Below are 25602 nucleotides of genomic sequence, written 5' to 3'. Positions count from 1 at the left end.
CTATTTAGCGTACTCGATACGCAGTAAGGAGCGGACGATGATCATCGAGGCAATCGGACTGCGGAAGTCTTACGGCGCGAACGAGGTGCTGGCCGGGGTCGACCTGAGCGTCGAGGAAGGTTCGGTGCTCGCCCTGCTCGGCCCGAACGGCGCCGGCAAGACCACGGCGGTACGCATCCTGACCACGCTGACCAAGCCAGACTCCGGTACGGCGACGATCGCGGGGTACGACGTACTGCGCGAGCCGGCCCGGGTCCGCGGGGCGATCAGCCTCACCGGGCAGTACGCCGCGGTCGACGAGAACCAGACCGGTCGGGAGAACCTGGTGATGGTCGGCCGGCTGATGCATCTGGGCCGGCGGGCCGCACAGCGTCGTACGGCCGAGTTGCTGGAGCAGTTCGGGCTGGCTGACGCGATGGACCGGCGGGTGAAGACGTACTCGGGCGGGATGCGGCGGAAGCTCGATCTGGCGATGAGTCTGATCGCCCGGCCGCAGGTGATCTTCCTGGACGAGCCGACGACCGGACTGGATCCGGCCAGCCGTTCGGCGATGTGGGACGCGATTGTCGAGCTGGTCCGCGGCGGTACGACGATCCTGCTCACGACGCAGTACCTGGAGGAAGCGGACCGGCTGGCGGACCGGGTCGTGCTGCTCGACCACGGCCGGATCGTGGCGAGTGGTACGGCGGATGCGCTCAAGACCCAGATCGGTGGCGAGCGGATCGAGCTGCGGTTCCCGGACAAAGTACAGCTGCTGAAAGCGACCGGAGTGCTGGACGGGGTCGCCAACGAGCTGGTGCTGAACGTGCCGTCGGACGGTACGGCGGCTCACCTGCACCACGTGCTCGACGTACTCCGGGACAACGGACTGGAGCCGGAGCGGGTCTCGTCCCACCGGCCGACGCTCGACGACGTGTTCCTCGCTCTGACGGCCTGAGGGGTTTGCTGATGTCACACCAGGGAGTTGTCGCCGCCTGCTCGGACGCGGCGACCATGATCGACCGCAGCGTGCGGCTGGCGCGGCGCAACGTCGACACGTTGTTCGCCTCGATCCTGTTGCCGTTGTTGATGATGGCGCTGTTCGTCTACGTGTTCGGCGGCGCGATCAACACGGGGACGGAGTACGTGAACTACGTCGTACCGGGGATCCTGCTGCTCACCACCGGGTACGGCGCCGCGTCGACGGCGATGGTGGTCGCGGACGACATGAACAGCGGGATGATCGACCGGCTGCGGTCCCTCCCGATCCACAGCTTCGCCGTACTCACCGGACATGTGGTTGCGAGCGTGGCGCGCAACGCCGCGTCGACGGCGATCGTCATCGTCGCCTCACTGGCCATGGGGTTCCGCCCTAGTGGCGGAGTGGTCGACTGGCTCGCGGCTGTTGGCCTACTGCTGCTGTACGTCGTCGCGCTGTCCTGGCTGGCTGCGGGACTCGGTGTGATCGCCAAGTCGGTGGAGTCGGCCAGCACTCTCAGTTTCTTCATGCTGTTCCTGCCGTACCTGAGCAGTGCGTTCGTGCCACCGGAGTCGATGCCGTCGTGGTTGCAGCCGGTCAGCGAGCACCAGCCGATCACTCCGGTCATCGAGACGATCCGCAGCTTGCTGATCGGGACACCGATGGGCAACAGCGGTCGAGCCGCTCTGGCCTGGTGTTCCGGTCTGCTCCTGTTCTCGGTCGTGCTGGCGACCTCGCTGTACCGCAGACGCAACAGCCGCTGAGCGCAGGACTCGGACCGTTCGGCGAAGGTTTGGCGATGAAACGACCGGGCGTGACCCCTTGGTCGCGTTAACGTCAAAGTCCCCCCCAACGTGTGGTGGTCCCACTCCCCCCGGGACCCACACGGACGAGCGCCCCGATCACTGATCGGGGCGCTTTGTTTTCCAGATTTTTCTTGGCGACGGTGTCGAATCCGGCCCACCTTGTCCGACGTATCAGTAAGAGCGACCAAGGGAGAGGGTCAGAATGAACATCACCACCGACACCCGGAACATGATCATCAACATGCTGGCCGAGGGCAGCCCGGTCTGGTACGTCGCCGGCATGGTCAAGATGCGCAACCACGACGTCTACGCAGTCGGTCGAGAAGCCGGCTATCCGGACAAGGCGCAGCTACGGCGAGCCGTCTGGGCCGCCCGGAACCGCGCTCTGCAAGCAGCCTGACCACCTGTCCCAGGCCGCTCGAGCCGCTGCCTGCCTCTCCACCAGAGGCGGACAGCGGCTTTTGTCATCTCAGATTGCGACCGCTCACCCGCGTCGCGACCGCTAGCATCGGTCCCGGTCCCATCGATCCAGCGGAGGAAGCCTGATGATCTTCATCACCGCCAAGTTCCGGGTGAAGCCTGAACACGCCGACAACTGGCCGTCCATCACCGCCGACTTCACCACTGCGACCCGCTCCGAGCCGGGCTGCCTGTGGTTCGACTGGTCCCGCTCCCTCGACGACGCGAACGAATACGTCCTGGTCGAAGCGTTCGCCGACGACGACGCCGCCACTCACCACGTCACCTCGGCCCACTTCAAGGCCGCCCAGGAGCACCTGCCTCCGCACCTGGTCGAGACGCCGCGCATCGTCAACTTCAAGCTGCCTCAGGACGACTGGTCCGAGCTCGGCGAACTCGCCGTGAAGTAACCAGCGCTATAACGGCCAGGCACAGTACGACGAGGACGAGCAGGGCCGCCCACGGGATGCTCCAGGCGTGGGCGGTCGCGGTGACCGTGTCGAGCGTGCCGGTCGAGCCGGCCGCATCGGTGAGGAGCGGGAGCAGCGTGACGGTTCCCGTCTCGCGGATGAGCGGTCTGACTCCGTCGACCTTCGCGGAGACCTTCCAACTCTCGCCCGGGAGTAGCTGAGGCGTGTCGTCGACGTGCATCGACCCGACTCGTCCGGCCCCGAACAGTCCGACCAGCGACGTCGACGGGCGCGCGGCGAGGATGGCGTTGCCGGTGTTGTGGATCGTGTAGGTGACGGTGGCGTCGGCCTTCGCGAACGGGATCGCCGTACCCGAGTAGTGGATCTTGACGTCGTCGACCGACACGCTCGGCTCGAGTGCGCCACTGACTCGCACCCGGATCCGGATCGCCAGCCGGCGGTCCACATCACCGCTCTGCTTCAACGACGTGACAATCCCGCCCAGGTGGTCGCCGGGTGTGGCACCGGCCGGGACGGCGAGGGCGAACGGTACCTGGAGCGACTTGCCAGGTTGGATGGTCACCTGCGCGCTGGGCGTGTGGACCCACGTGCCCACACCGGTCGACTTGGCGTCGTCGGTGAGGAGATCGAGTCGTCCGTCGTCCGTGGTGAACCCGTCAGCGGCGTACACCCCGAGCGTGAGCGGGGTCTTGCCGCTGTTCGCGACGACGAGAGCGTCTTGGACCTCGCCGCCTGGGTCGACCGTGTAGCTGTAGTTCTGCCGATCGGACCCGAAGCTGTTGGCCGCCGTACTGACCGACCAGGGGACGTCGTCGGCAGCAACGGCCGTCCCGGCGCCGGCGATAGCACCGACCGCTGCCAATAGTGTCGCGAGTAGTCCGCGCATGGGGTCCTTCCGAAATGAGGAGATCGGGATGGGCGCCTCCTGACGCCCACCCCGATCGGATTGGTCAGGTCAGCTCACACTGGTGAGCGTCGTGACGCCCTTCTGGTTCTTGCTGACCGTCCAGTCGTGGCCGCCCGGGTGACCCCAGGAACCGTGGCCGTGACTGTTGTACGGACGGATGGTCACCTTGTCGACCAGCGAGCCGACCGGCTTCGCCGGGCTGGCGCCGCTGTTCGGGCCGCACCAGGAGACCTTGCCGAGTTCGACCGCCGCGTTCGGTGCCGCGCAGGTGCCACTGCGGACGTTCTCGACCACGAGCTTGTCCTTGCGCACCTCCACCTTGACGTAGGTCCGCACGTGCTCCTGGTTCTCCACCGAGTTGGCCCAGTGGTTCTTCGGGTTCAGCGGGTCCGGACCGTAGTTCGGGTCCTTGGTGGTGTCCGGCGCGGTCAGGTCGTAGTACTTCGACCCGGACGCCGAGTCGGCCGTCACGTAGATGACACCGCCCGGTCCCTGTACGACCTGGGCCGCGCCCGGCTGCTCGGCCGCGTTCGCCTTCTTGCCGTTCTTGATCACGTAGCTGCGCGAGTAGCTGTGGTCGTGGCCCTGCAGCACCAGGTCGACGCCGAGCTTCGAGAACGCGGTCGGGAAGTCCTGACGGCGTACCTGGTTGTCGGAGTCGTTGGCGTGGTCGGCCGGCGAGTAGATCGAGTGGTGGTACACGAGCACCGTGTACTTCGCCTTGTTGCCGTGCGCCTTGACCACCTTCGAGACGTAGTCGAGGTGCGCGGCGTCCGCGCCGTTGGCGTAGGCGTTGCTGTTCAGGTCGATGAACAGCACGTCCTTGTACAGGTACCAGTAGTCGCCACCGGACTGCGTGCTCGAGTCGCCCTGGTAGAAGGCGGCCGAGCGGTCGGTGTTCGGCGTCCAGAAGTGCTGCTCGTAGGCCTTGCCGCCGACGTCGTGGTTACCGATGGTCGCGGCCCACGGGTACTGGCGGAGCTTGTCGGGCGCCAGGAACGCGTTCCACATCGTCTCGGTGTTCGCGACCTCGACCTGGTCACCACCCGACACCAGCAGCTCGGCGCTTGGGTTGGCGGTGAGGGCGACGTTCACGGTGTCCAGCCAGCCGGCGCCGTCCTTGGCGACGTCGCCGGACGAGCCGATCTGCGGGTCGCCGAAGAACAGGAAGTTGAAGTCGCCGTTGAAGGACTGCGTCTTGAACGAGTACGTCGGCGACCAGTTGCCGTCGCTGCCGACCCGGTACGAGTACGACGTGTACTGACGCAGGCCGTCGATCGTCGCGTGTCCGTTGTAGCCGCCGTTGACCTTGTTCGCCGCCACGGTCGCGGAGTACGTCGTGGTGTGCCGCGGGAACTTGCCGTGGACGACCTGGCGAGTGGGAGCGACCTGCACGAACTGCTTCGCACCGGTCGGGGCGTACCAGCTGACGACGCGCTGCGATTCCTTCGCGCCGACGCCGAGGACGATGCCGGTCGGAGCTGATCCGGCGGTGCTGGCCGTCGTACTGGCGGCAGCCTGGCCCACACCTCCGAACGCCGTTGCGGTCGCGACGACCGCCACGGTGAGGCACGCGGCCACGCGGGACCGTGCCCGGTTGATGAGCTTCATCGAGTGTCCGTCCGTTCTGATGAGCGGGTCGGAAGAGACCCAGGCTGAATGTCTCCCTGGCCGATGTAATTAAGGTGAACCGTGGTTTACGTCTTGCTCTAGAGCCGCTGTACGAACCACACCAGTCCCGCGACGGTCACCCCGGCGGCGATCGCCCCGGTCGTCCACAGTGCCACGGTCGGCGCGCGATGACGCAGTACGGCGAGCAGCGGGAAGGTGATCGCGATCAGCCCCAGCTGGACGGTCTCGATGCCGACGTTGAACACCAGCAACGACCACAGCAACGTCCACGACCAGGCCTGCTGGATCCCGAGCGCTCCGGCGAAGCCGATGCCGTGGACCAGGCCGAAGCAGAAGACGACCCCGAGCCGGGTCCACCCGGCCCGGTCGAGACTCAGGTGACTGCGGCTCTCGGTCTCGAGATCGGTCGCGAGTCGCCCGCGCCGCCAGAGCCGCCACAAGTGCCAGCCGGCAACGACCGCGATGGATAGTGCGATCACCGGCTCGATGAACGACGGCGACACGTGGACGACGCCGAGCGCGGCCAGGATGAAGGTGACCGAGTGCGCGAGCGTGAAGGTCGTTGCCGCGAGCACGATTTCTCGCAGCCGGCGCGATCCGGCGATCAGCGCGAGCAGGAACAGGATGTGGTCGAGCCCGGTGAGCAGGTGCTCGGCGCCGAGCCGGAAGAACTCCCAGAAGCGTTCGGTCCACGCTTGATGGGTCGAGAACGACGGATGCGCCGAGTCGAGCGCGCTGCTGCCCGTCTGCAGATCCAGGTCGTAGGTGACGATCGTCTTGGTCCCCTTCACATACGTCTCGCTGTCGGGGAACAGACCGCTGCGCACCTCGTGTGCGTCCGCTTTCGGGCACTCGTAGTCGAGCACTAGGAACGCGTACGGGACGCCTTCACGCTGCTGAATGGTGAAATCGCCTTGCTGCTTCGGCGTACACGCCTGACCGTCGGCCTTGATGTCGAAGCGCTGGGTGACGTACTTCAGGACCGATGCGTCATGTGCGGTCAGCGCTTGCGCCTGCTTGGTCGCGTCGCCTCCGTCGAACGCCGCCGTACCCGCCTTGAACAGCGGATCGTCCTTCTCGTAGTCCGCTGCGGACACGACAAGCAGGTCGTACTCCAGTCCGAGCTCGGCGCGCACGTGACCCGTCGCCGGCGCGGACAGGTCGACGTACACGGTCGAGCTGAATCCATGGGCCTGGGCAGGCACGACACTCAGCCAGAGAGCCACCACAAGAAGGGCACACCGCCCAAGACCTCGCATGGCTCGCACGCTGCACCCGACCAATGAACACCGGACAACCCCCAGGCGAACGCTGGCCGTCTCGCCACTTCGAAGTCGACGCCATGAGGTATGAAGGGTTCCGGCCTGATCACCTCACCCCGGAGACGACCCTTTGCCCGTACGACGCCGGTCGGCCTGCGCGCTCGCCACCGTCTTCCTGCTGGCCGGCTGCAACTCGTCCGACGAGTGGTCCCAGCCACACGCCGTACCGGCCCCGGTCGGTGCCCTCGGCAGTGGTTTCGTCGACCCGTCCGCGCCGCCGTCTCCGGAGGCCACGATCACGCCAAGCCCCGGCTCGTGGGACGACGTCCATCCGGGGAAGGGCTATCGGGTCGTGCTGCTGACGGCCGGAACCGACGCGCAGACGAAGACTCTGGTCACCGCCGTCCACGACTGGGCAGCCGCGGAGAAGGTCAGTCTCAGGACCGTCACCGCGGATGCACCGAGCCAGTACGTCGACAAGGCGACCGAAGCGATCAAGCTCGCACCGGACCTCATCATCAGCGCAGGCAACGCGCTCGTCGACCCGCTGGCCGTCATCACCGCCAACCACCTCGACCGGCAATTCCTGGTCATCGGTGCCGAACTGGCCGAACCCACGGCGAACGTCACCGCGGCGACCTGGGCGGGCGCCTCGTACCGCGGCGAAGGTCTGGGCACCTCGACGAGCCTCGACCCGGCGTCGTTCACCCCGGCCCACGCCGACGCAGCCCTCCGAGCCGGTGCCGCGGCAGTCCTCTCCCGCCACACCGGCATCGTCATCTGGATCTCGTGACGTCAGCGCACAAGCGCCTGTCCGAGCGGAAGCGCCTTACCACCCGTCGCTTGCGAGGCCGAGCTGAAGAACAGATAGACACCTACTGCGGCGAAGACGAACACCACCACACCGGCAACCTTCAGCGTGCCCGCTGACTGCTGCAACGTGCCGATCAGAACCAGCACCAGGGCAAGTTCGATCAGCGCGAAGAGCACTGTGTAGGCCATCGGCAGCCGGAGTGTGGCCAGGGTCAGCATCCCGACCACGACCAGCCACGAGATCACGTAGAGGCCCTGCGTATGGAGTGCGTCCCCGGCAGCGATAGCGAACCAGTTGTGCGTCAGGCCGAGCACGAGCGTCGCGTAGCTGAGCCAGAACCCGGCGAAGATACCGAACACTCCGGCCACGGCGCTCTGCCCGAGAGCCGCCGACCAGATTGCCGCGACCAGCAGACCCACGCTGGTTGCCGCGACGATGATCGGGAGCGAAGCCCCGACCCCCGCAGCAGATACGTAGCCGACAAGCACGAGACCGAGCGCGACCGACCCGACGATGAAGCTGGGCAGACCGATCAGTGCTGGGTCTCCGGTCACAGCCGGGGCGGCTTCGGCAGGTAGTTGTTCTTGGAGGCTGTGGGCATCGGCATCGATAGTGGTCATGGCGAGCTCCTTTCCGGGGTGCGTCCCCGGCTGTGATCAGTCTCACCACCTGCTGCCGTCCGGTATGTCTCGATTTGAGAGGCGGCTCAGCGGGGCTGTCTCAAGATGAGATCAGCGCCGTGCTGCTGCGATGTGACCATCCGTTAGGTACCGGTGCGCGCCCTTGGTGCCGATCGAGTCACCCGCGTGGCCGATGAGAACGGAGTACCGATGAAGGCTCTCGTGTACCACGGACCTGGCCAGAAGGCATGGGAAGAGGTCCCGAATCCCGCGATCAAGGACCCGACCGATGCGATCGTCAAAGTCGAGGCCACCACCATCTGCGGCACGGACCTGCACATCCTCAAAGGCGATGTGCCAGCCGTCACCGACGGCCGGATCCTCGGCCACGAAGGAGTCGGTGTCGTCACCGAGATCGGCTCCGGCTGCAAGACCGTGAAGGTCGGCGACCGGGTCATCATCTCCTGCATCAGCAAGTGCGGGACATGCGACTACTGCAAGGCAGGCCTGCCCTCGCACTGCAAGACGCTCGGTGGAATCGGCTGGATCTTCGGGCACCTCATCGACGGGACACAGGCCGAGTTCGTGCGCGTGCCGTATGCCGACAACGGGCTGATCCCGTTGCCCGAGGGCGTCTCGGCCGAAGCAGGCACGATGCTGAGCGACATCCTCCCCACCGGCTACGAGATCGGCGTACTCAACGGCGCCGTGAAGGCCGGGGACGTCGTCGCCGTCATCGGCGCCGGTCCGGTCGGACTCGCGGCGATCATGACCGCCAGCACAGCCGGCGCGTCGGCCGTCATCGCCGTCGACACCAACAAGTTCCGGCTCGATCAGTCGCGTGACTTCGGGGCCACCGAGACCCTCGAAGTCAGCGCCGGCCAGGACGTCGCGGCAGCGCTACGCGAGCTCAGCTCCGACGGGCTCGGCGTGGACGTCGCCATCGAGGCTGTCGGCCTCCCCGGCACCTTCGGCACCGCCCTCGAGTCGGTCCGCCCCGGCGGCCACGTCGCCAACGTCGGCGTCCACGGCGAGAGCGTCCAGTTCCCGATCGAGCGGCACTGGATCAACAACCTCACCATCACCACCGGCCTGGTCAACGCCATCACCGCCCCCGAACTCCTCGAAGACATCAAGGCAGGCACCATCGCCCCCGAGAAGTTCATCACCCACCACTTCACCTTCGACCAGTTCGACGAGGCCTACAACACCTTCACCAACGCCGCCGAACAAGAAGCCCTCAAGGTCATCATCACCCAGTAACCCCAGCCAAAGGCGAAGGCCCGGACCTGATGGTCCGGGCCTTCTGTGGTAGCGGGGGCAGGATTTGAACCTGCGACCTCTGGGTTATGAGCCCAGCGAGCTACCGAGCTGCTCCACCCCGCGCCGTTGTGTCTTTAGTTTAGAGGATCGGGGCTGAGCAACCAAATCGGTTCCCGGAGTGCCGAAATCCTGTGTTCGGCGGGGGCGGATCGGCGTACCTTCCGAGTATGTCCCGACACGTCATCCGTCCGTTCGAGGAGGCGGATCTGGCAGCCGCCGCCAGTCTGCTCGCCCAGCGGCATCGGGAGCACCGCAAGCGTCACCCTTTGCTTCCGGCGGACTACGAAGACGAGCGACTTGCGCTGGTCGAGGTGACCGCGGCCTGGGAGAGCGAGGGCGCGTCCGGCGCGGTCATGGTCGAGGGCGGCGAAGTCACCGGCTACCTCCTCGCCGCGCCCAAGCCGTCGGCGGTCTGGGGTCCGAACATCTGGGTCGAGGCGGCCGGTCACGCCGTCCGCGAGCCGGAACACATTCGCGACCTGTACGGCGCCGCCGCCGAGCAATGGGTCGACGACGGCCGCATCGCGCATTACGTGCTGGTGCCCGATGATGCCGAGCTGATCGATGCCTGGTTCCGCCTGGCGTTCGGCTCGCAGCACGCGCACGCGGTCCGCCCGGTTCCGGAAACTCCGTTGCCCCCGGCACGCGATCTCGTCCTACGTCGTGCTGGCCGCGCGGACATCCCGGTACTCGCGGAGCTCGATCTCGTCCTGCCCCAGCACCAGGGGCTGTCGCCGGTGTTCTCGTCCGGGGAGATCCCGACGCTCGAGGAGGCGGTGGCGGACTGGGAGGAGTCGATCGACGACCAGGACTACGCGACCTTCGTTGCCGAGTACAACGGTCAGGTCATCGGGTCCGCGGTGGGTTGTTCGCTGGACAAGTCGAGCGCGCACAACGGGCTGGCCAAGCCGGACAATGCCGGCTTCCTCGGGTTCGCCGCGGTACTGCCGTCGGCGCGTGGGCTCGGCGCCGGACGTGCCCTGGGCGAGGCGGTGCTGCAGTGGTCGGCCGACACCGGCTACACGTCGGTCGTGACCGACTGGCGGGTGACGAACCTGTTGTCGTCGCGAGCCTGGCCCCGGCTCGGGTTCCGGCAGACGTTCCATCGGTTGCACCGGCTGATCGGCCACTGATTCCGGCGTTGTCCACAGGATCGAATTCGCGTGTCCTGGCACGTGCCGATCGCGGCATCTTCTTGGGCGTAAGGCGTCTCGCAGCAGGCGAGGCGCCCTCTTCCCCAGGAGGCAGTCATGTCGCGTTCACCGCTTCGTTCCCGAGTCGTGCCGTCCGCCCGTCGTATCGTGATCGGGAGCGCGGTCGTCCTGGCCTCACTCGGGCTCTCGACGACCGTGCCTGCCTCAGCATCTTCGACGTACTCCGCGGCATCTCCATCGACCGAGCAGAGGGCTGGCACCTTGGACGGCTTCGTGATCGAGAATCTTCCGGACGGCATCGGCACGCCGAGCGACTTCGAGTACGAGTGGGAGGACGTGTCCTTCCACAGCCGGGTCTGGGAGACCGGCCCGGATCCGGACGGGGCGTACAAGGTCGACCTCACGGTGAAGACGATCCGCGGCGAGAAGCTCACCGATCTCGAGGCCTTGAAGGACTTCCTGGTCGAGTACGAGGAGAAGGAGCCGGGTTCCTGGCAGCTGACCCCGGTCAAGGTCGGTGGGTACGACGGTCTGTTCTCCGGCGACGAGGTGTTCTACTTCGTCGCGCCGGGTGTCGCGGCCGAGGTGACGATCGACCACGAGCGCTTCACCGACGAGGACGTGCTCGACACCGCGGCCGGCTTCCATCCGGAGTCCACCACCTGATGCCCTAGGCAACGGAACGGGGCGTCACGCTGTGGCTCAGCCTGTCGGTGAGGTCGTCGGTGTCGATGCCGGCGGGCTTGCCGGGGTCGACGGGGCGCCGGACGGCTTCGTGGTCGGCGTCGGACTGGTCGCTGCGGCGGCTGCCGCAGCCTTGTCGAGCGCTGCCTTCATCTGGTTGACGTTGGCCTGGTAGCCCGCGAGATCACTCTTCTTGAGGGCTTCCTGCGCCCGGTCGTACGCCGCCTGGGCGTCCGCCAGCGCCTGCTTGACCGTCTGGTTCGGCTGGTTCGCAGGCGGCGTCTTGGTACCTGGTGGTTGCTCACCCGTGTCGACGTTGGTCTTGAAGACCGTGGCCAGGGCTTCCTGCAGCGTGGAGCCGAAGGCGACCCCATCACCGAAGGACACCAGGACGTATCTCAGCACGGGATAACTACCGGGCCCGCTCGTCCGCACCGAGTAGACCGGCTGGACATAGAGCAGACCACCACCGAGCGGCAGCGTCAGCAGGTTGCCGTACTGCGCTCTGGCGCCGCTGCTCGGCTGGTTGATCGGGAGCAGCGCCTGTCTGATGCCTTCGTCGGTCTGGAACTTGTTGTAGACCTGCCCCGGACCAGGTATCTGCAGGTTGCCGGGCAATCGCAGTATTCGGAACTTGCCGTAGTCCGGAGATGTCGCCTCGGAATCGACGGCCATGAACGCAGTGAGGTTCTCCCGTTCGGCGTTCGGCACGTAGACCGACGTCAGCGAGAACTTCGGCTCGGTCTGGTCGGGCATCCGCAACGAGAGATAGAAGGGAGGCTGGCTGATATGCGTCGAGGAGTCGCCGCCGGACGAGACCGCGGTCGGGTCGTCCGGGACACGCCACAGGTCGCTGTTCTGGTACCAGGTGCCGGCGTCGGTGACGTGGTACTTCGCCAGCAGGTCGCGCTGGACCTTGAACATGTCCTCCGGGTAGCGGAGGTGGGCCAGCAGGTCCGGCGAGATCGCGGACTTCGGCTTGACCGTGCCGGGGAAGGCCTTCATCCAGGTCTTCAGAACCGGGTCCTTGTCGTCCCACGCGTACAGCTCGACCGAGCCGTCGTAGGCGTTGACCACGGCCTTGACCGAGTTGCGGATGTAGTTGATCTTCTCGCTCGGCTGCTGCGCGATCGTCCCGCGACCGGTGGTGGTGTCCCGGGTGCTGACGTCCAGGGCCACCTTCTCGGAGTACGGGTAGTTGTCCGAGGTGGTGTAGCCGTCGACGATCCAGACCACCTGGCCGTCGACGATCGCCGGGTACGGGTCGCCGTCCGGCGTGAGCCACGGCGCCGCCTTCTCGACCCGCTCGCGCGGGGTACGGTCGTAGAGGATCTTCGAGTCCGAGTTCACCCGGCTCGACAGCAGGATGTTCGCGTCCCGGAACTTGGTTGCGTAGAGCAACCGGTTGCCGAACGACCCGATCGAGACGCCGCCCTTGCCGTGGTAGGTGTTCAGCGTCGGGTCGCCGCCGGTCTTACCTTCCGGTGTGTCGAGCTCGACCGGCTGGCCGCCCTCCGGACCGCCGACGATCGAGTAGTCCGGGGACTGCTCGCCGAAGTAGATCCGCGGTTCGTAGTCACCCAGCTGGCCGGTCGGCGGCAGGTCCTTCTCGGTCCAGACCGGCGTACCGTCCGCGGCCCGCTGGTTGCCGTTCGCGGCGACGACGCCGTATCCGTGGGTGTAGACGGTGTGGTCGTTGTTCCAGTTGCGCTGGCCGGCCGGCAGGCGGTCGACCTGGACCTCGCGGACCGCGATGACGGTGTCGTTGACCTTGTCGCCGATCTTGTACCGGTCGACGTCCAGATCGGTCGGGAACGAGTAGAACCCACGCACCTGCTGGAGCTGCTCGAAGGTCGGTCCGACGACACTCGGGTCGATCAGCCGGATGCCGGGCAGCACCTCGGTGTCCTGCAGCAGTTCGGTGGGCGTCGCGGTCGTCTTGGCCTGGTAGTCGGTCACCTCGGTCCCCGCGAGGCCGTAGGCGTCACGCGTGGCCTCGATGTTCTTGGTGATGTAGGGGCCTTCCTTCACCGGCTCGCTCGGCCGGACGCGCAACTGCTGGAGCGCGGCGGGCCAGAGAGCGCCGAGGAGGATCGCCGACAGGATCAGCACGACCGTGCCGACACCTGGCAGCAGCCAGGTCTTGCGGACCACATTGGCGAAGAACAGGCACGCACAGAGGACCGCTATGACGGCCAGGATTTCCTTGCTGGGCAGGACCGCGTTGTCGCCGGTGTAGGAGATACCTGTGAAGAGCCGACTGTCAGACGTGGTGAGGCCGAAGCGGTCCAGCCAGTAGCTGAAGGCCTTGAGCAGCACGAGCAGACCGAGCAGGACGGAGAACTGCACCTGCGCCGCGCCGGAGGCCTTCTGGCCCTTCGCGGACGGGCGGAAGCCGCCGTACAAGTAGTGCGTGATGATCGCAGCGACGAGCGACAGCAGGACGATCGAGTAGCCGAAGCCGAGCAGTACGCGCAGCCACGGGTAGTCGAAGACGAAGAACGCGATGTCCTTGTTGAAGTGTTTGTCAGTGACGCCGAAGGGGGTCCGGTTCTTCCACGCCAGGAAGACCTTCCACTCCCCCGATGCAGCCGAGCCGCCGAAGACCAGCATCAGGGTCGCGACCACTCCGACCGCGATCTTCCCGTGCTGCTGCAGCAGATCGCCGTACCGCTCGAAGCCGGGGCTCGGCGACGGCGCCAGGGCGACGCGGGGACGGGTGCGGAACGCGACGATGATGTTCGCGACGACCGCGGCCGCCATCAGCAGACCGACGATCACGAACAGCAGCACCCGGGTCCCGAGCACGGTGCTGAAGACCGAGCCGAGGTCGACCGAGCGGTACCAGAGCCGTTGGGTCCAGACGTCGGTGAAGACGCTGAAGAGGATCAGCAGGACGATCAGGGTCGCGATCGTCGGCAGCAGGGCCCGAGGACGTCCGCCTGTTCGCCGCGATCTGCGGGCCGGCGGCTCCTCCGGCATGTCGTAGACGCCGTCGCTCATCGTCGCTTCTCCTCGTCGTCACTCATGCCGTCGACCCCAGGACCATCGCCCGGCCGGCTGCCGACCGAAGGTTCGAATGTCAAAGACAGTACTTCGCACAGCGTGGGGACCAAGTCGGCGCCGGCAAGCACAGCGCTGTCTTCGTCGTGCTCGCGGAGCCGGACGGCGCCGAACCGTCCGCCGTCCCGGAGCACCGCCGCGACCATCCTGACCTCGTGCCGGCGCGGATCGCTGCCGGCCAGTTGGGCCAGTTGGGAGTCGGACTCGACGCTGGACAGACCGGCCTCGGCCGAAGCCGGGAGCACGATCCGCTCGATCGCCAGCGCGCAGCCGGCGACTCCGTCGGGCCATTCGATCCGGCCGAGCGCGTCGGCCAGGTTGTCGTCCTCGACACCACCGGGAAGCTCACCCTGGGCGACCGGGGTGAGCGGCTGGGAGGCGTCGTCGGCACCGAGTTGCGCGGCCAGTTGCGGTTCGGCGCGGAGCAGTTCCTCGGTCGGGACCAGCGCGAACAACTGCGCGGGCTGGTCCCAGCCCGCGCTGCTCACGTGCTTCTCGATCTCGATCACCGCGCGGTTGAGCGCGTCAGGAGGCAGCGTGCCTACGGATTCCATGCCGGCAGGTCTTCCCTTCGGGTCACCGGGACGTACGGGTGGCTCATCAGCTGCACGACGGGACATCTCCCTTGCCGCTGGCGACAGCCTGCAGCGCGCTGATCGCACCGGTCAGGGTGCTGATCTTCACCAGCTGGATGTCCTTCACGCCGGCGTGCAGCGCGGCTTCGCAGTTCGGCGCCGGGACCAGGAAGACCGTGGCGCCGTCGTTCCTGGCGCCGGCGATCTTCTGCTGGATGCCACCGATCGCACCGACCTCGCCGAGCGCGTCGATCGTGCCGGTGCCGGCGACGTGCTTTCCGTCCAGCAGCGGGCCAGGAGTCAGCTTGTCGTAGATGGCCAGGGCGAACGCCGTACCGGCGCTCGGGCCGCCGATGTCCTGGCCGAGGTTGACCGTGACCTTGACCTGCGATTCGACGCCGATCGAGATCCCGACCATCGGGCGGGTCGCGTCACCGGGAGTCGCGGCAGTCTTCAGCTGGACCGTCTGCTCTTCGGTGCCGCGGCGGATCAGGAAGACGACGTTCTCGCCGACCTTGTGCTTGCGGACGAGGTCACCGACCTGCGGGACCTGCGTCACCGTCTGGCCGTCGACAGCGAGGATGATGTCGCCGGGCTTCAGCTTGCCCTGGGCCGGCGACTTGTCCGCGACCGTCGACACCTTCGTGTGGAACGGGACCTTCGCCGCCTGCAGCGCGGCCGCGACCGCGCTGTCCTGCGAGCCGGTCATCTCGGCGGTGTTCTGCTCCTGGACCTGGTCGGCGCTCTGGTCGGGCGGATAGATGATGTCGCGCGGGAACAGATCGTGGTGCGGGTCGAGCCAGTTGCGCATCGCCTGCGGCAGGGTCAGCTGACGGTCCGGCGAAGTGACGGACACCGTGGTCAGGTCCAGCTGGCCGGAGGTCGGGAACGTCTCGTGCCCGGTGATCTCGATGACGGGCTTGTTCTTCGCCGTTCCCAGGGTGTCCTTGACCGGACCGGGGCTGAACGAGACGAACGGCACCGGGAACGCGGTCACCAGCCCGAGCGAGACGAGAAGCACGACGATCGAGGTGACCAATGTGGCGGTACGACGTGTCACGAACCCTGCCCTGCGATCTTGGTGGAGGCCTGCTGATGATTACGACGACCCAGGCCCCGGCGACGTTCCGGAGTGGCCCGCGGACCAGGTGCGGCGAGGGCAGCGTTGAAGCGGCGGAAATCCTCGACCGAGGCGAAGGCGCCGCCGGACCGCGGCCGCTCACGGCTGCGCCAGCCGCGCCAGGCGGCCCAGCACATCGCCAGCAGCGTGGCGATCAGCGGGAACGCCAGCCACGCCAAAACCTTCATCCGGCCACCTTCATGCGCCCAGCGTACGTGTCAGTGAGCGCCGACCCACTCGCTGCCACCGTCGATGAAGTGCTGGTGTTTCCAAATCGGGACCTCGGCCTTGAGGTCGTCGATCAGCCGCCGACACGCGGTGAAGGCGACGTCGCGGTGCGAAGCCGCCACGGCGACGATCACGGCGGCGTCACCGATCTTCAGGTCCCCGGTGCGGTGCACCGCCGCCAGCGCGGTCACGGCGGGGTCGTCACAGATACGCTGCGCAACCTTCCGCAGGTGCTCCAGCGCGTCGGGATGCGCCTCGTACGCCAGTTTGTCGACCGGCTTCTCGTGGTCGTGGTTGCGCACAGTGCCGATGAAGATCGCGGTTCCACCCGCCGTCGGATCGGCAACGGCAGCCAGCACCTCGTCGCTGGACAACGGGCTCTCCCGTATGTCCAGCAGCCTGATCGCGTCGCTCATCCGTTCCTCATTCCCGCCGGTCCCCCGCGCTCTCCCGCACACCATCGCATCCCCAGTCGCGCAATTCTCCCTCCCGACCGCCTTTGTCCACACATCCCCTCCCTCTCGCACCGGCATTTCGGCGTCCCGGAGGCTGCGGTGCGTGGTGCGCCGGGCACCCGGAGAGACTGTTGCCTTCCTCACCTACCGGCGAACACGGGCGGTGATGCGTTCGCCGGTGGAGGAACTGATCGACGGAACCAGTACGTTGGAGTTGTACGCCCCACCCGCACAGGAAGGCCCTCCGATGAGCGACGAACCGGACAACCCGGACAACCCGTTCAAGGGAACGCCGTTCGAGGCCATGTTCCAGCAGTTCTCCGGTGCGGCCGGCGCGGGCGGCACCCCGGACCTGAACGCGATCTTCGCCCAGGTCCAGCAATTGCTGAGCGGTTCGACCGACGGCAAGCCGGTGAACTGGGACCTGGCCAAGGACATTGCCCGCAAGACCGTCGCCACCGCCGGGGACCGGTCGATGACGTCCGCCGACGGCGATCGCGTGGCGGACGCGGTCCGGCTCGCCGAGCACTGGCTGGACGAGGCGACCACGCTGCCCGAGGTGTCTGCGACCTCCGCGGCCTGGAGCCGCGCCGAGTGGGTCGAGAACACGCTGCCGGTGTGGCAGACGGTCGTCGACCCGGTCGCCGAGCACGTCGCGGGTGCGATGGGCAACGCGCTGCCAGCCGAGGCGCAGCAGTTCGCGGGCCCGATGGCCGGGATGCTGCGGCAGCTCGGCGGTTCAGTCTTCGGCGCGCAGGTCGGCCAAGGGCTCGGGGAGCTCGCCAGCGAGGTCGTGAGCTCGTCCGACATCGGTCTGCCGCTCGGGCCGACCGGCCAGGCGATCCTGCTGCCCGACAACGTCGCCAAGTTCGCCGAAGGGCTTGGACTGTCCGACGAGGACGTCCGGCTGTATCTGGCGCTGCGTGAGGTGGCGCACCAGCGGCTGTACGCGGGTGTGCCGTGGCTGCGGCAGCACCTCCTGGCCGCGGTCGCCGACTACGCGGCCGGTATCGAGGTCGACACCGGCAAGATCGAGCGCGCGATGGCCGACATCGACCCGCAGAACCCGGAGGCCATGCAGGAGGCGCTCGCGGGCGGCCTGTTCGAGCCCGAGGACTCCGAGCAGCAGAAGGCGGCGCTGGTTCGGCTCGAGACCACGCTCGCGCTGGTCGAGGGCTGGGTGGATGACGTCGTACGCGAGGCGACCAGGGACCGGATGCCATCCGCGATCCAGCTCTCCGAGACGGTACGGCGTCGTCGGGCGGCCGGCGGTCCGGCTGAGCAGACGTTCGCGACTCTTGTTGGTCTTCAGCTTCGACCGCGTCGTCTGCGCGATGCCGCGAACCTGTGGGCTGCCGTTCGGGACGCCCGTGGTGTCGACGGTCGCGACAACCTGTGGTCGCACCCTGACCTGATGCCGAGCACGGCGGACCTGGACGACCCGATCGGGTTCGCGCAGCACGCGGGCGAGCTCTCGAACATCGACATCACCGACTTCCTCACCGATGAAGACAAGCCGACCGACCCCACCTCGGACGACGACGGCGAGAACCCCACCAAGTAGTCCGTCCCGGGCGGCGGGGAGACTTGCCGGGTGCTTCTTCGGAATGCGGTTGAGGTCTTGGAGGGCTGGAGTGCGCCCGACGCGGAGCAGGAGGAGCTGCGGGCGCACTACCTGCGGCATCTCGCGGCGCATGCGGACGGGATGTGGCGCAGCTGCCGGCCGGAGCATGTGACGGCCAGTGCAATGGTGGTTGACGGCGCGGGGCAGAACACGCTGCTGACGTTGCACAAGACCGTTGGGCGGTGGCTTCAGCTCGGCGGGCACTGCGAGCCCGGCGACACGACGCTGCCGGGTGCGGCGCTGCGGGAGGCGACTGAGGAGTCAGGGCTGACCGGTCTGACGATCGGTCGTCAGCCGCTGCAGCTTTCGCGGCATCTGCTTCTTGGTGGCGGGTGCGCTGGGGCGTATCACCTCGACGTGCAGTTCCTCGTCACCGCAACGGCGGGCACGGAGTACGTCGTGAGCGAGGAATCGCATGACCTCAAGTGGTTCCCGCTGGATGAGCTCCCCGCGGACACAGATCCGTCGGTGCAGGAACTCGCGGCCCGAGCACGCGAGCAACTCTCCCGAGCCTGACAGCTCACGGCATCGCACCGCGAGCCTGATGGATCGGTGCCCGTAACTGTGGGCCGACCCGAGTGGTCGGCCCACCTCCCCACAGCAGGGCGTCAACGTTCCTCAGCCCTGCTATCCCTCGCACTACACCCCGTGATCCCCCTGGTCCTGCGATCCCCGTTCCCCGCTGGTACTGCGTCCCCGTGATCCCCCCGGATCCCCGTGGCCCCCCGGCCCCGTGAAATCCCCCGTTGGTACTGCTGTTCCCCCGTGTTCCCCGTGATCTGTCGTGCTGTGTTCATCCCCCGTGCGATCCCCGTCGTACTGCTGTGCCCGCTGCCGAGGCTGGCCGCATCCCCCCGGGTGCGGCCGGCAGTGGGCTGATGTCGGGTGCCGCCCCTGAACGGCATCGGCGATCAGCTGGGCTTCCCCCGAAGTCCCCGCTGCCTGATGAAACGAGCCGTCAGCAGGAAGGTGACGGGTCAGACAGAAGAAGTTTCAAACGATTCACGACTTCGGCTCGATGAGCCCTCGCTGGAGTGCCGTCATGATGGCCTGCGCCCGGTTCGACACCTCGAGCTTCTCGTACAGCCGCTCGACGTACGTCTTCGCCGTGGACACGCTCACCGACAGCGCCACCGCGATCGCCCGGACCGACAGACCTTGCCCGAGCAGCTCGAGCACCTGCGCCTCCCGCGGACTCAGCAGCGCCTGTACGGGCGACGATTGGTCGCGGCGTGCCATCGCAGGCCCGAGCCCGGTCGCCGTGAACGAGGTGGGGGCGACCGCCGCGTGCCGGATCGCCGCCAGGATCTCGCCCGTCGGCGCAGTCCTCGCGACGAATGCGGACACCCCCGACTCGAGCGCTTCGAACAGGACGCTGTCCTCCCCTTCCGGTGCCAACAGCACGATCCCGAGCTCGGCATACCTGTTGCGGAGCTCGCGCGCGATCCGCAGACCGTCGTGGTCGGGCGGCGTCACATCGAGTACGACGACGTTCGCGCGCGTCGACAACACGATGCCGATCGCTTCGGTCCGCTGGCCGGTGTCGCCGACAATCTCCAGATCTGGTTCTTGGTCGACCAGCCCCGCCAGGCCGTAGCGGACCAATGTGTGATCGTCGATGACGACGACCCTGACGCAATCGTTCATGGCTCCCCCCGCGGACCAAACTACGCAGCGTGACGCAGTTGCGGTAGAGACTGTCTCGTCTACCGCAAGATCTGGCCGCACCAGACACAACCCCATCAGCCCGGCCGCCACCATCCGAGCACGGTCACCGCACGCCGGCCGGCCACGGGCGAAGACGGATCGGCATCGACGAGTCCGATCCTCGCCTGCAGAGCCGGCCGCCCGCTGGCCGGGCAGATCAGACCACCAGGGCAGATGTACGCCGTGAGCTGCACCCCGAAGGTGAATCCAGGCGAATCGTCCGGCAGGTCGATCGCCGCCCCGGACAGCGTCCCCGAGGCGGTGAGCCGCAAAGCGCGAACCACCGCGCCCGCCCCCAACACAGGCGCCCCCGGAGCAACACTGAGATCCAGAACCGCGGCAGGCGTGTAGACCGTGCCCTGAACGGACATCCGACCCGAGACCAACGGACAAGCGCTTGTATTACTGGGATACGGCCCCTCAACCACACAGCCGTCCCCAGCCCGCAGAGCAGGCGGCGTATAGCTGAGCTCCAGCCGGACCGCGTCGATGTCCTCGGTATCCCCCTTCACCGCCAGCCCCGCAGTCAGCGCCAGGCTCGCTCCAGTGAAGGTCCCCGCATAGACGGCCTGCGCCAGCGATCCAGTGCGGCTCGCATCGAGCGGGACAGTCTCGGTCCGGTACGCCGTTCCGCCCGCGGCACCGGTCACCGACGCGGTCAGCGGCGTACCTGATCCGACGTCGAGTGACACGTCCAGCTTGTCCGTCGACGTCACGTCAGCGTGCCGATGAGTGATCTTCAACGCGGCGGATTCCAGCACCGAGCCGGCCGGGATCGCGGTAGGCGGAGCGAACCCGTTGATCGTGACCGGAGCGGTGTCATTGGCGACCGAGCTCTTCCAGGTGGCCGCGACGCCGTCTGCCGTGGACAGGCGGGACGGCGTCGCGGTCAGCCCGAACTTGCTCACCAGCGAGACCGCGGTCGGCTTCAACGCGCTCGCCCCGCTTGAGTCGACCGACGAACCGGTCCCGCTGGTGAGGCCTCGGAGGGCGATCGGCGGCTGCGTCGACGAATAGCTGCCGCAGAGTTCCGCCTTGCCCGACTTCACGACCACCCGGCTGTCTCCGCCGAAGACGAACTGCACGCCCCCGGTAGCGCCATCCAGCGGACTTGCACACGACCCACCCGCCAACGTGCCCCCGACCAGGCTGCCGCCGTCGACCGTCCAGACGTTGGAGCCGCTGTCCAGCAACGGATTCGACTCGTTCTGGAAGTCGAAGTAGTAGATGCCGGGCTTGAACCACCAGGTGCTCCCGCGGCACGCGCTGTCGCTCTTCATCATCGCGCTCAGCCCGACCGCGTCGTCGTAGTACCCGGGCAGAAAGGTGACGACCGAGTTCGGCGTCGTACAGGCCGGCAAGGCTCGCAGCGCAGGCACACTACTCAACGGCGACGGGTACGCCGGGTCGTCGCCGCGCGGCAACGCAGACAGGTTGCAGAGCGGATTCCCCAACAGGTCGCCGGAGCACCCGCCGCGGGCGGACAGCGCACCGGCGCTCAGCTTTCCGGCCGGCACATCAACGGACGAATGAGACACGACCTTGCCGTGGATCTGCAGCGTCGAGCCCGCCGGCTGGTCGACCGCGAGACCGTCCTCGCCCGCTATCTGTCCAAGGGTCAGCAAGGCGTTGTCCGGCCGGTTGCACTCGCTCGCGTCCCGGCAATGCACCACCACCTGCTTCGGATCCGGCTTGCACGTCACCGCGGCGGAGTCGAGACCGTTGAAAAGGATGAGTGACAGCGTGTCCGACAGCCCGAAGCATCGCTGCCCCGATTCACCGTTGTACCCGCTGTTGCGCAAGTTGTTGATCGCCGCCTCCATCGCACCATCGGCGGCGTACGACGCTGACGTCTGATCCCGGAGACTCGCAGACACTCGTGCGGCCGAGTCGGTCCTGGACAGCAGAGCCGACAGCGCCAGTCCGATCACGGTGATGACCACGAGGACCAGCAACAACGAAGACCCGCGTTCGTCCCGGCGCCTCACGACTGTCTCCGCAGTCCGCTCAGCGCGACCGGGTAGTCGCCCGTGGACGGCTTCGACATCACCAGCCGCAGAGTGATCCCCTCTGGCAGCACGGCGGAGTCACACGCGGTCGAGCAGGTCACCGCAACGCTCCCCGGCTTCACGTTCGACGCCAGCCGCAGATCGGATGACGGGGTTGTGCCCCCGAGACAGCGTGCCCGGTGCAGCTCCCCGGCCCCATTCACGTAGTACGCAACAACCGCCGTACGCCGAACGGCCGGTGTAACCGACGTGTCCCAGTAGTCCGACAGCAGCCGAACCGCGGCGACCGGAAGCGGACCACAAACCACGCCCCCCGCGGAGTCCACGGCGTCGAGCTGGACCGACGGCTCGAACGGCAGCGATCCGTCCAGAGCGACAGCTCCGTAATCACGCAGGCCGACCGCGGCGACGTCGCGGGCGAAGTACGTCGCGCCGAGCTGGGCATCTTGCGCCATGTCCAGCCGGTCCGACGTCGCACTCATCTGATGCAGCGCGTTGACCACGAGATCAGCCAGGCCGACAGTCACCACCCCCATCAGGGTCATGGTGATCAGCAGCTCGATCAGCGTGAAGCCTTGCTCGGTACGCCTCAACCGCACGGCGGATCCCCGAGCCGGCAAGGCTTCCGGAGTACGACGTCCAGCGTCTCGGCCGCACGTCCGTCAGTGCTCGCCACTGAGACCCGCAACCGCTGCAACCCACGGTCCGGCAGGCAGAGCGGCAACCACAGCGCCCCGGTCCAGTACTGCACCGATCCGCCCACCACTCGAGCCGTGAACCCGGCCGGCGGAGTGAAGCCCGGCACGGTGTACGACGACGCACACGCGACATAGTGGCCATCGGCAACGTACTGCTGCAGCGCCTCGGCATAGTTGCGGACCGTCGTGACCGCGGTGGCCTGTTTGCGCTGGGTGTCCGACATCAGAATCGTTGTCGTCAGCCCTGCCATCACCGCGACGACGGCAACGCCCATCAACGCGATCGCGACCACCAGTTCCAGCAGGCTCTCGCCACGTTCCCGCATCAGCCCTGCACCTGCCGGAAGATCCCGTACATCGCGGACACCAGCGCGATCGCGACGAAGCCGACGACTCCGCCCATCAGCACGATCACGGCCGGCTCGAACAGTCCGATGAGCTTCTTCAGCTTGTAGTCCAGCTCGCCCTCGTAGTACTGCGCGGTGACCTCCAGCTGGGCGTCCATCGTCCCCGTGTCCTCGCCGACCCGGATCATCTGGGCCGCCGTGGCCGGGAACAGCTTGGTGGCGGCAAGCGGCCGCGCCAGTCCTTCGCCCTGCAGCATCGCCTCCATCACCCCGGCGAGCGAACGGCGATAGACACGGTTCGGCAGCGACCCCGTCGCGACCCGCAACGCCTGCGGCAGCTGGACGCCCGCGCTGACCATCGACGAGAGGATCCGGCAGAAACGCTCGACCAGCGCGTACTGGATGGTCGGCCCGATCACCGGCACGGCGAGGACCAGCCGGTCCCGCAGATAGCGGCCGGGCGTCGTACTCAGCACGTAGACGAGCAAGAGCACCAGCAAACCGCAACCGATCATCAGCGCCCACCACCAGCTGGTGAGGAAGTTCGTGATGCCCAGCAGGATCCGGGTCGGCAAGGGCAACCGGGCGCCGAGGCTGTCGAAGAAGGCCTTGAACCGCGGCAGCACGAAGCCGGCCAGGACGATCAGCGTCACCACCGACATCACAGCGACGACCGCCGGGTAGATGGTGGCCTGCTTGATCCGTCGGCGGGCTTCGAGGTCACGTTCCAGGTAGCGGGCGAGCTGGCCGAGCACGGTGTCGAGCCGGCCGCTCAACTCGGCCGAGCGCAGGATGCCGCGGTAGAACTCGGGGAAGATCCGCGGATGCCGGTCGAAGCAGTCCGACAGCCGCTCGCCGTCGCGGAGACCGTCCTCGACCTCGAGCATCATCCGGCGGACCGACGAGTTCTCCGCCTCACGGCCGAGGCTGTGCACCGACTCGGTCAGCGGGAGCCCCGCGCCGACGAACGCACCGAGCTGCCGGGTCAGGTGCATGACCTCTTCTCGCTTCACCCGTCGCGCGGTGATCTCCAACTGCAGCAGGCCGGGCTTCTCGGACAGCCGGATGTTCCGCAGCTCCCGCTCGTACAGCGCCAGCTCAGCCTCCTCGCGACTCTCGGCCCGCGTCGTACCGCGCTTGGTACTTCCGTCGGGCCTGGCCGCGACGTACGCGTATCTCGTCATCGGATCCCCACCGTGTAGATCGATCGGAGTACCTCGGCGACTGTCGTGACTCCTGTCTGTGCCAGCCGGGCACCCTCCTCGTGCAGCGTCCGCATGCCCTCGTAGCAGGCGACCTTGCGGATCTCGGCCAGCGGAGCGCGATCGATGACCAGCTCACGGATCGGATCGGTCACCGGCAACAGCTCGTACACGCCAGTCCGTTCCAGATAGCCCGTGTGCGCGCAGAAGTTGCACCCTACGCCGCGGACCAGGCCGCCGACCGGAACCTCCGCGCCCGCGCTGCGCAGGAACGCCTGCTCCGCCGCGGGTGGTTCGTAGTACTCGCGGCAGTTCTCGCAGACCTTGCGGATCAGCCGCTGCGAGATCACCGCGCTCACCGAGGACGCGACGAGGAAGTTCTCGATCCCCATGTCCAGCAGGCGATGCAGAGCGGTCGCGGTGTCGGTGGCGTGCACCGACGACAGGACCAGGTGCCCGGTCAATGCGGACTGTACGGCGATGCGCGCCGTCTCCGCGTCCCTGATCTCTCCGACCAGGATGACGTCTGGGTCCTGCCGCAGGATCGACCTCAACCCCGAGGCGAAGGTGATCCCGGCCGCCTCGTTGATCTGGATCTGGTTGATCGAGGCATAGCTGTACTCGACCGGGTCCTCGATCGTCATGATGTTCCGCTCGGGACTGTCGATCTCACCGAGCGACCCGTACAGCGTGGTGGTCTTGCCGCTCCCGGTCGGCCCCGCACAGATCACCATCCCGTACGGCGTTCGCAGCAGCGCGGCGTACCGCTCCGCCAGCTCAGAGGGCATCCCGAGCTGCTCGAGACGGAACAGCGGCCGGCTCTTGTCGAGCAGACGCAGTACGACCTTCTCCCCGCCGACGACGGCGGCGGTCGAGACCCGGATGTCGACGTCTCGGCCCTCGACCTGCATCCGGATCTGGCCGTCCTGCGAGCGCCGCCGTTCGACGATGTTCAGATCAGCCAGCACCTTGATCCGGCTGACCACGGCAGGCCCGATCGCGGCGGGCAGGTCGAGCTGGTCGCGCAGCGCGCCGTCCACCCGGAACCGCACTCGCACCCGGGCGTCGTGCGGCTCGATGTGGATGTCGGAGGCCCGGTCGCGCAGCCCCTGGGTGATGATCAGCTGGACCACCTGGACCACGGGCGCGTCCTCGTTCACGACGAGCTCGTCCGGCTCCAGCGCCGTACCCCTGGCCTGGAACAGCTTGATCGACTCGTCGATCCCAGCCAGTGCGCGGAAGCTGTTGTCGATCGCGCGGACGATGTCCGGCGCCGCAGCGAGAGCGAGCCGCACCGGGCGACCCAGGGCTTCCTGGACCTGCATGCCGAGCGCCGGATCCGCGAGTACGACGAGAACCTCGCCCTCGCGAACTGCCAGCGGCAGCGCGGTCAGCCGGCGCGCCGTCTGCTCGTCGATGAGGGCTGTCGCGTCGGACTCGGGCGTGACGGTCCACAGGTCCACCATGGGGATGCCATGGCGCTCGGCCAACCGCGCAGCCCGCCGCCGTTCAGTCGGAAGATCG

The 25602-nt window shown here is 67.4% G+C and carries 25 protein-coding genes and 1 tRNA gene; 10 read left to right on the top strand and 16 right to left on the bottom strand.

The features are described from left to right. The first annotated feature begins 37 nt into the window (after window positions 1–37). From ACFWUU_RS24870 to ACFWUU_RS24855, 4 genes are all read left to right on the top strand, one after another. On the top strand, window positions 38–937 hold the full coding sequence (locus ACFWUU_RS24870) for an ATP-binding cassette domain-containing protein (RefSeq protein ID WP_380178637.1): 900 nt from the start codon (window positions 38–40) through the stop codon (window positions 935–937). 11 nt (window positions 938–948) lie between these two features. Beyond that, on the top strand, window positions 949–1722 hold the full coding sequence (locus ACFWUU_RS24865) for an ABC transporter permease (protein ID WP_380178635.1): 774 nt from the start codon (window positions 949–951) through the stop codon (window positions 1720–1722). Between the two features lie 244 nt (window positions 1723–1966). Beyond that, complete coding sequence (locus tag ACFWUU_RS24860) at window positions 1967–2164, top strand: hypothetical protein (protein WP_134108795.1); 198 nt, start codon at window positions 1967–1969, stop codon at window positions 2162–2164. A gap of 145 nt (window positions 2165–2309) precedes the next feature. Next, entirely contained in the window at window positions 2310–2633 is a 324-nt protein-coding gene (locus ACFWUU_RS24855) for a putative quinol monooxygenase (protein WP_380178633.1), read from the top strand. On the opposite strand, the gene ACFWUU_RS24850 is transcribed toward ACFWUU_RS24855, so the two are convergent. The 3 genes from ACFWUU_RS24850 to ACFWUU_RS24840 all read right to left on the bottom strand — a co-directional run bounded on the left by ACFWUU_RS24850 (window position 2581) and on the right by ACFWUU_RS24840 (window position 6419). Next, the gene (locus ACFWUU_RS24850; RefSeq protein ID WP_380178631.1) at window positions 2581–3540 is read right to left on the bottom strand and encodes a WxL protein peptidoglycan domain-containing protein; all 960 of its coding nucleotides are present in this window, start codon (window positions 3538–3540) and stop codon (window positions 2581–2583) included. The two genes, ACFWUU_RS24855 and ACFWUU_RS24850, sit on opposite strands and share 53 nt — an antisense overlap. A gap of 69 nt (window positions 3541–3609) precedes the next feature. Beyond that, window positions 3610–5172, bottom strand: a complete 1563-nt coding sequence (locus ACFWUU_RS24845) for a fibronectin type III domain-containing protein (protein WP_380178629.1) — start codon at window positions 5170–5172, stop codon at window positions 3610–3612. Window positions 5173–5270: 98 nt separating this feature from the next. Next, window positions 5271–6419: a HupE/UreJ family protein gene (locus tag ACFWUU_RS24840; protein WP_380178627.1), complete on the bottom strand. Its 1149-nt coding sequence runs from the start codon at window positions 6417–6419 to the stop codon at window positions 5271–5273. A 166-nt stretch (window positions 6420–6585) separates the two neighbouring features. On the opposite strand from ACFWUU_RS24840, the gene ACFWUU_RS24835 reads away from it, so the two are divergent. Next, the gene (locus tag ACFWUU_RS24835; RefSeq protein WP_380178625.1) at window positions 6586–7248 is read left to right on the top strand and encodes a hypothetical protein; all 663 of its coding nucleotides are present in this window, start codon (window positions 6586–6588) and stop codon (window positions 7246–7248) included. A 2-nt stretch (window positions 7249–7250) separates the two neighbouring features. On the opposite strand, the gene ACFWUU_RS24830 is transcribed toward ACFWUU_RS24835, so the two are convergent. Further along, the gene (locus ACFWUU_RS24830; protein ID WP_137258158.1) at window positions 7251–7889 is read right to left on the bottom strand and encodes a GPR1/FUN34/YaaH family transporter; all 639 of its coding nucleotides are present in this window, start codon (window positions 7887–7889) and stop codon (window positions 7251–7253) included. Window positions 7890–8099: 210 nt separating this feature from the next. Between ACFWUU_RS24830 and ACFWUU_RS24825 the strand changes: the two genes are divergently transcribed. After that, entirely contained in the window at window positions 8100–9152 is a 1053-nt protein-coding gene (locus tag ACFWUU_RS24825) for a zinc-dependent alcohol dehydrogenase family protein (RefSeq protein ID WP_380178623.1), read from the top strand. Window positions 9153–9198: 46 nt separating this feature from the next. On the opposite strand, the gene ACFWUU_RS24820 is transcribed toward ACFWUU_RS24825, so the two are convergent. After that, a tRNA-Met gene (locus tag ACFWUU_RS24820) sits at window positions 9199–9275 on the bottom strand. Between the two features lie 104 nt (window positions 9276–9379). Between ACFWUU_RS24820 and ACFWUU_RS24815 the strand changes: the two genes are divergently transcribed. Then, entirely contained in the window at window positions 9380–10345 is a 966-nt protein-coding gene (locus ACFWUU_RS24815) for a GNAT family N-acetyltransferase (protein ID WP_380178621.1), read from the top strand. A gap of 294 nt (window positions 10346–10639) precedes the next feature. Beyond that, window positions 10640–11032, top strand: coding sequence for a hypothetical protein (locus ACFWUU_RS24810; protein ID WP_380178619.1), 393 nt, complete (start codon window positions 10640–10642; stop codon window positions 11030–11032). Between the two features lie 36 nt (window positions 11033–11068). On the opposite strand, the gene ACFWUU_RS24805 is transcribed toward ACFWUU_RS24810, so the two are convergent. The 5 genes from ACFWUU_RS24805 to ACFWUU_RS24785 are packed head-to-tail and all read right to left on the bottom strand — an operon-like array spanning window position 11069 to window position 16452. Then, entirely contained in the window at window positions 11069–14053 is a 2985-nt protein-coding gene (locus ACFWUU_RS24805) for a UPF0182 family protein (RefSeq protein WP_380178617.1), read from the bottom strand. Then, window positions 14050–14667, bottom strand: a complete 618-nt coding sequence (locus ACFWUU_RS24800; protein ID WP_380178615.1) for a PPA1309 family protein — start codon at window positions 14665–14667, stop codon at window positions 14050–14052. Before ACFWUU_RS24800 ends, ACFWUU_RS24805 begins: the two co-directional genes overlap by 4 nt. Before the next feature lie 46 nt (window positions 14668–14713). Beyond that, on the bottom strand, window positions 14714–15748 hold the full coding sequence (locus ACFWUU_RS24795; protein ID WP_380178613.1) for a PDZ domain-containing protein: 1035 nt from the start codon (window positions 15746–15748) through the stop codon (window positions 14714–14716). Beyond that, window positions 15745–15996 carry a hypothetical protein gene (locus tag ACFWUU_RS24790; protein ID WP_137258163.1) on the bottom strand — a complete coding sequence of 84 codons (252 nt, stop codon included), beginning with the start codon at window positions 15994–15996 and terminating at the stop codon, window positions 15745–15747. Before ACFWUU_RS24790 ends, ACFWUU_RS24795 begins: the two co-directional genes overlap by 4 nt. Window positions 15997–16026: 30 nt before the next feature. Further along, on the bottom strand, window positions 16027–16452 hold the full coding sequence (locus tag ACFWUU_RS24785) for a molybdenum cofactor biosynthesis protein MoaE (protein WP_137258164.1): 426 nt from the start codon (window positions 16450–16452) through the stop codon (window positions 16027–16029). A gap of 286 nt (window positions 16453–16738) precedes the next feature. Between ACFWUU_RS24785 and ACFWUU_RS24780 the strand changes: the two genes are divergently transcribed. Continuing rightward, window positions 16739–18055: a zinc-dependent metalloprotease gene (locus ACFWUU_RS24780; protein WP_380178611.1), complete on the top strand. Its 1317-nt coding sequence runs from the start codon at window positions 16739–16741 to the stop codon at window positions 18053–18055. Between the two features lie 30 nt (window positions 18056–18085). After that, complete coding sequence (locus tag ACFWUU_RS24775) at window positions 18086–18631, top strand: NUDIX hydrolase (protein WP_380178609.1); 546 nt, start codon at window positions 18086–18088, stop codon at window positions 18629–18631. A gap of 486 nt (window positions 18632–19117) precedes the next feature. On the opposite strand, the gene ACFWUU_RS24770 is transcribed toward ACFWUU_RS24775, so the two are convergent. The 6 genes from ACFWUU_RS24770 to ACFWUU_RS24745 form a co-directional block, all read right to left on the bottom strand. Then, on the bottom strand, window positions 19118–19762 hold the full coding sequence (locus ACFWUU_RS24770) for a LuxR C-terminal-related transcriptional regulator (protein ID WP_380178607.1): 645 nt from the start codon (window positions 19760–19762) through the stop codon (window positions 19118–19120). Window positions 19763–19857: 95 nt separating this feature from the next. Continuing rightward, the gene (locus ACFWUU_RS24765; protein WP_380178605.1) at window positions 19858–21810 is read right to left on the bottom strand and encodes a hypothetical protein; all 1953 of its coding nucleotides are present in this window, start codon (window positions 21808–21810) and stop codon (window positions 19858–19860) included. After that, on the bottom strand, window positions 21807–22430 hold the full coding sequence (locus ACFWUU_RS24760; protein WP_380178603.1) for a type II secretion system protein J: 624 nt from the start codon (window positions 22428–22430) through the stop codon (window positions 21807–21809). Before ACFWUU_RS24760 ends, ACFWUU_RS24765 begins: the two co-directional genes overlap by 4 nt. After that, window positions 22421–22855: a type II secretion system protein gene (locus tag ACFWUU_RS24755; RefSeq protein WP_380178601.1), complete on the bottom strand. Its 435-nt coding sequence runs from the start codon at window positions 22853–22855 to the stop codon at window positions 22421–22423. The genes ACFWUU_RS24760 and ACFWUU_RS24755 overlap by 10 nt, the downstream gene beginning before the upstream one ends. Beyond that, window positions 22855–24060, bottom strand: coding sequence for a type II secretion system F family protein (locus ACFWUU_RS24750; RefSeq protein WP_137258169.1), 1206 nt, complete (start codon window positions 24058–24060; stop codon window positions 22855–22857). The genes ACFWUU_RS24755 and ACFWUU_RS24750 overlap by 1 nt, the downstream gene beginning before the upstream one ends. Next, the gene (locus ACFWUU_RS24745) at window positions 24057–25544 is read right to left on the bottom strand and encodes a GspE/PulE family protein (RefSeq protein ID WP_380178599.1); all 1488 of its coding nucleotides are present in this window, start codon (window positions 25542–25544) and stop codon (window positions 24057–24059) included. Before ACFWUU_RS24745 ends, ACFWUU_RS24750 begins: the two co-directional genes overlap by 4 nt. Window positions 25545–25602 lie beyond the last annotated feature (58 nt).

It is taken from the genome of Kribbella sp. NPDC058693 (genome assembly GCF_042715335.1).
GTDB classification, from domain to species: domain Bacteria; phylum Actinomycetota; class Actinomycetes; order Propionibacteriales; family Kribbellaceae; genus Kribbella; species Kribbella jiaozuonensis.
Note: the sequence above shows the minus strand (reverse complement) of the source record. Positions and strands in the feature narration are given on the sequence as shown.

Coding starts and splice junctions, on each gene's coding strand:
- ACFWUU_RS24745 (WP_380178599.1), bottom strand. CDS start 25,544: ATGGTGGACCTGTGGACCGTCACGCCCGAGTCCGACGCGACAGCCCTC.
- ACFWUU_RS24800 (WP_380178615.1), bottom strand. CDS start 14,667: ATGGAATCCGTAGGCACGCTGCCTCCTGACGCGCTCAACCGCGCGGTG.
- ACFWUU_RS24805 (WP_380178617.1), bottom strand. CDS start 14,053: ATGAGCGACGGCGTCTACGACATGCCGGAGGAGCCGCCGGCCCGCAGA.
- ACFWUU_RS24780 (WP_380178611.1), top strand. CDS start 16,739: ATGAGCGACGAACCGGACAACCCGGACAACCCGTTCAAGGGAACGCCG.
- ACFWUU_RS24750 (WP_137258169.1), bottom strand. CDS start 24,060: ATGACGAGATACGCGTACGTCGCGGCCAGGCCCGACGGAAGTACCAAG.
- ACFWUU_RS24850 (WP_380178631.1), bottom strand. CDS start 3,540: ATGCGCGGACTACTCGCGACACTATTGGCAGCGGTCGGTGCTATCGCC.
- ACFWUU_RS24860 (WP_134108795.1), top strand. CDS start 1,967: ATGAACATCACCACCGACACCCGGAACATGATCATCAACATGCTGGCC.
- ACFWUU_RS24855 (WP_380178633.1), top strand. CDS start 2,310: ATGATCTTCATCACCGCCAAGTTCCGGGTGAAGCCTGAACACGCCGAC.
- ACFWUU_RS24785 (WP_137258164.1), bottom strand. CDS start 16,452: ATGAGCGACGCGATCAGGCTGCTGGACATACGGGAGAGCCCGTTGTCC.
- ACFWUU_RS24755 (WP_380178601.1), bottom strand. CDS start 22,855: ATGCGGGAACGTGGCGAGAGCCTGCTGGAACTGGTGGTCGCGATCGCG.
- ACFWUU_RS24790 (WP_137258163.1), bottom strand. CDS start 15,996: ATGAAGGTTTTGGCGTGGCTGGCGTTCCCGCTGATCGCCACGCTGCTG.
- ACFWUU_RS24825 (WP_380178623.1), top strand. CDS start 8,100: ATGAAGGCTCTCGTGTACCACGGACCTGGCCAGAAGGCATGGGAAGAG.
- ACFWUU_RS24770 (WP_380178607.1), bottom strand. CDS start 19,762: ATGAACGATTGCGTCAGGGTCGTCGTCATCGACGATCACACATTGGTC.
- ACFWUU_RS24845 (WP_380178629.1), bottom strand. CDS start 5,172: ATGAAGCTCATCAACCGGGCACGGTCCCGCGTGGCCGCGTGCCTCACC.
- ACFWUU_RS24870 (WP_380178637.1), top strand. CDS start 38: ATGATCATCGAGGCAATCGGACTGCGGAAGTCTTACGGCGCGAACGAG.
- ACFWUU_RS24865 (WP_380178635.1), top strand. CDS start 949: ATGTCACACCAGGGAGTTGTCGCCGCCTGCTCGGACGCGGCGACCATG.
- ACFWUU_RS24815 (WP_380178621.1), top strand. CDS start 9,380: ATGTCCCGACACGTCATCCGTCCGTTCGAGGAGGCGGATCTGGCAGCC.
- ACFWUU_RS24830 (WP_137258158.1), bottom strand. CDS start 7,889: ATGACCACTATCGATGCCGATGCCCACAGCCTCCAAGAACAACTACCT.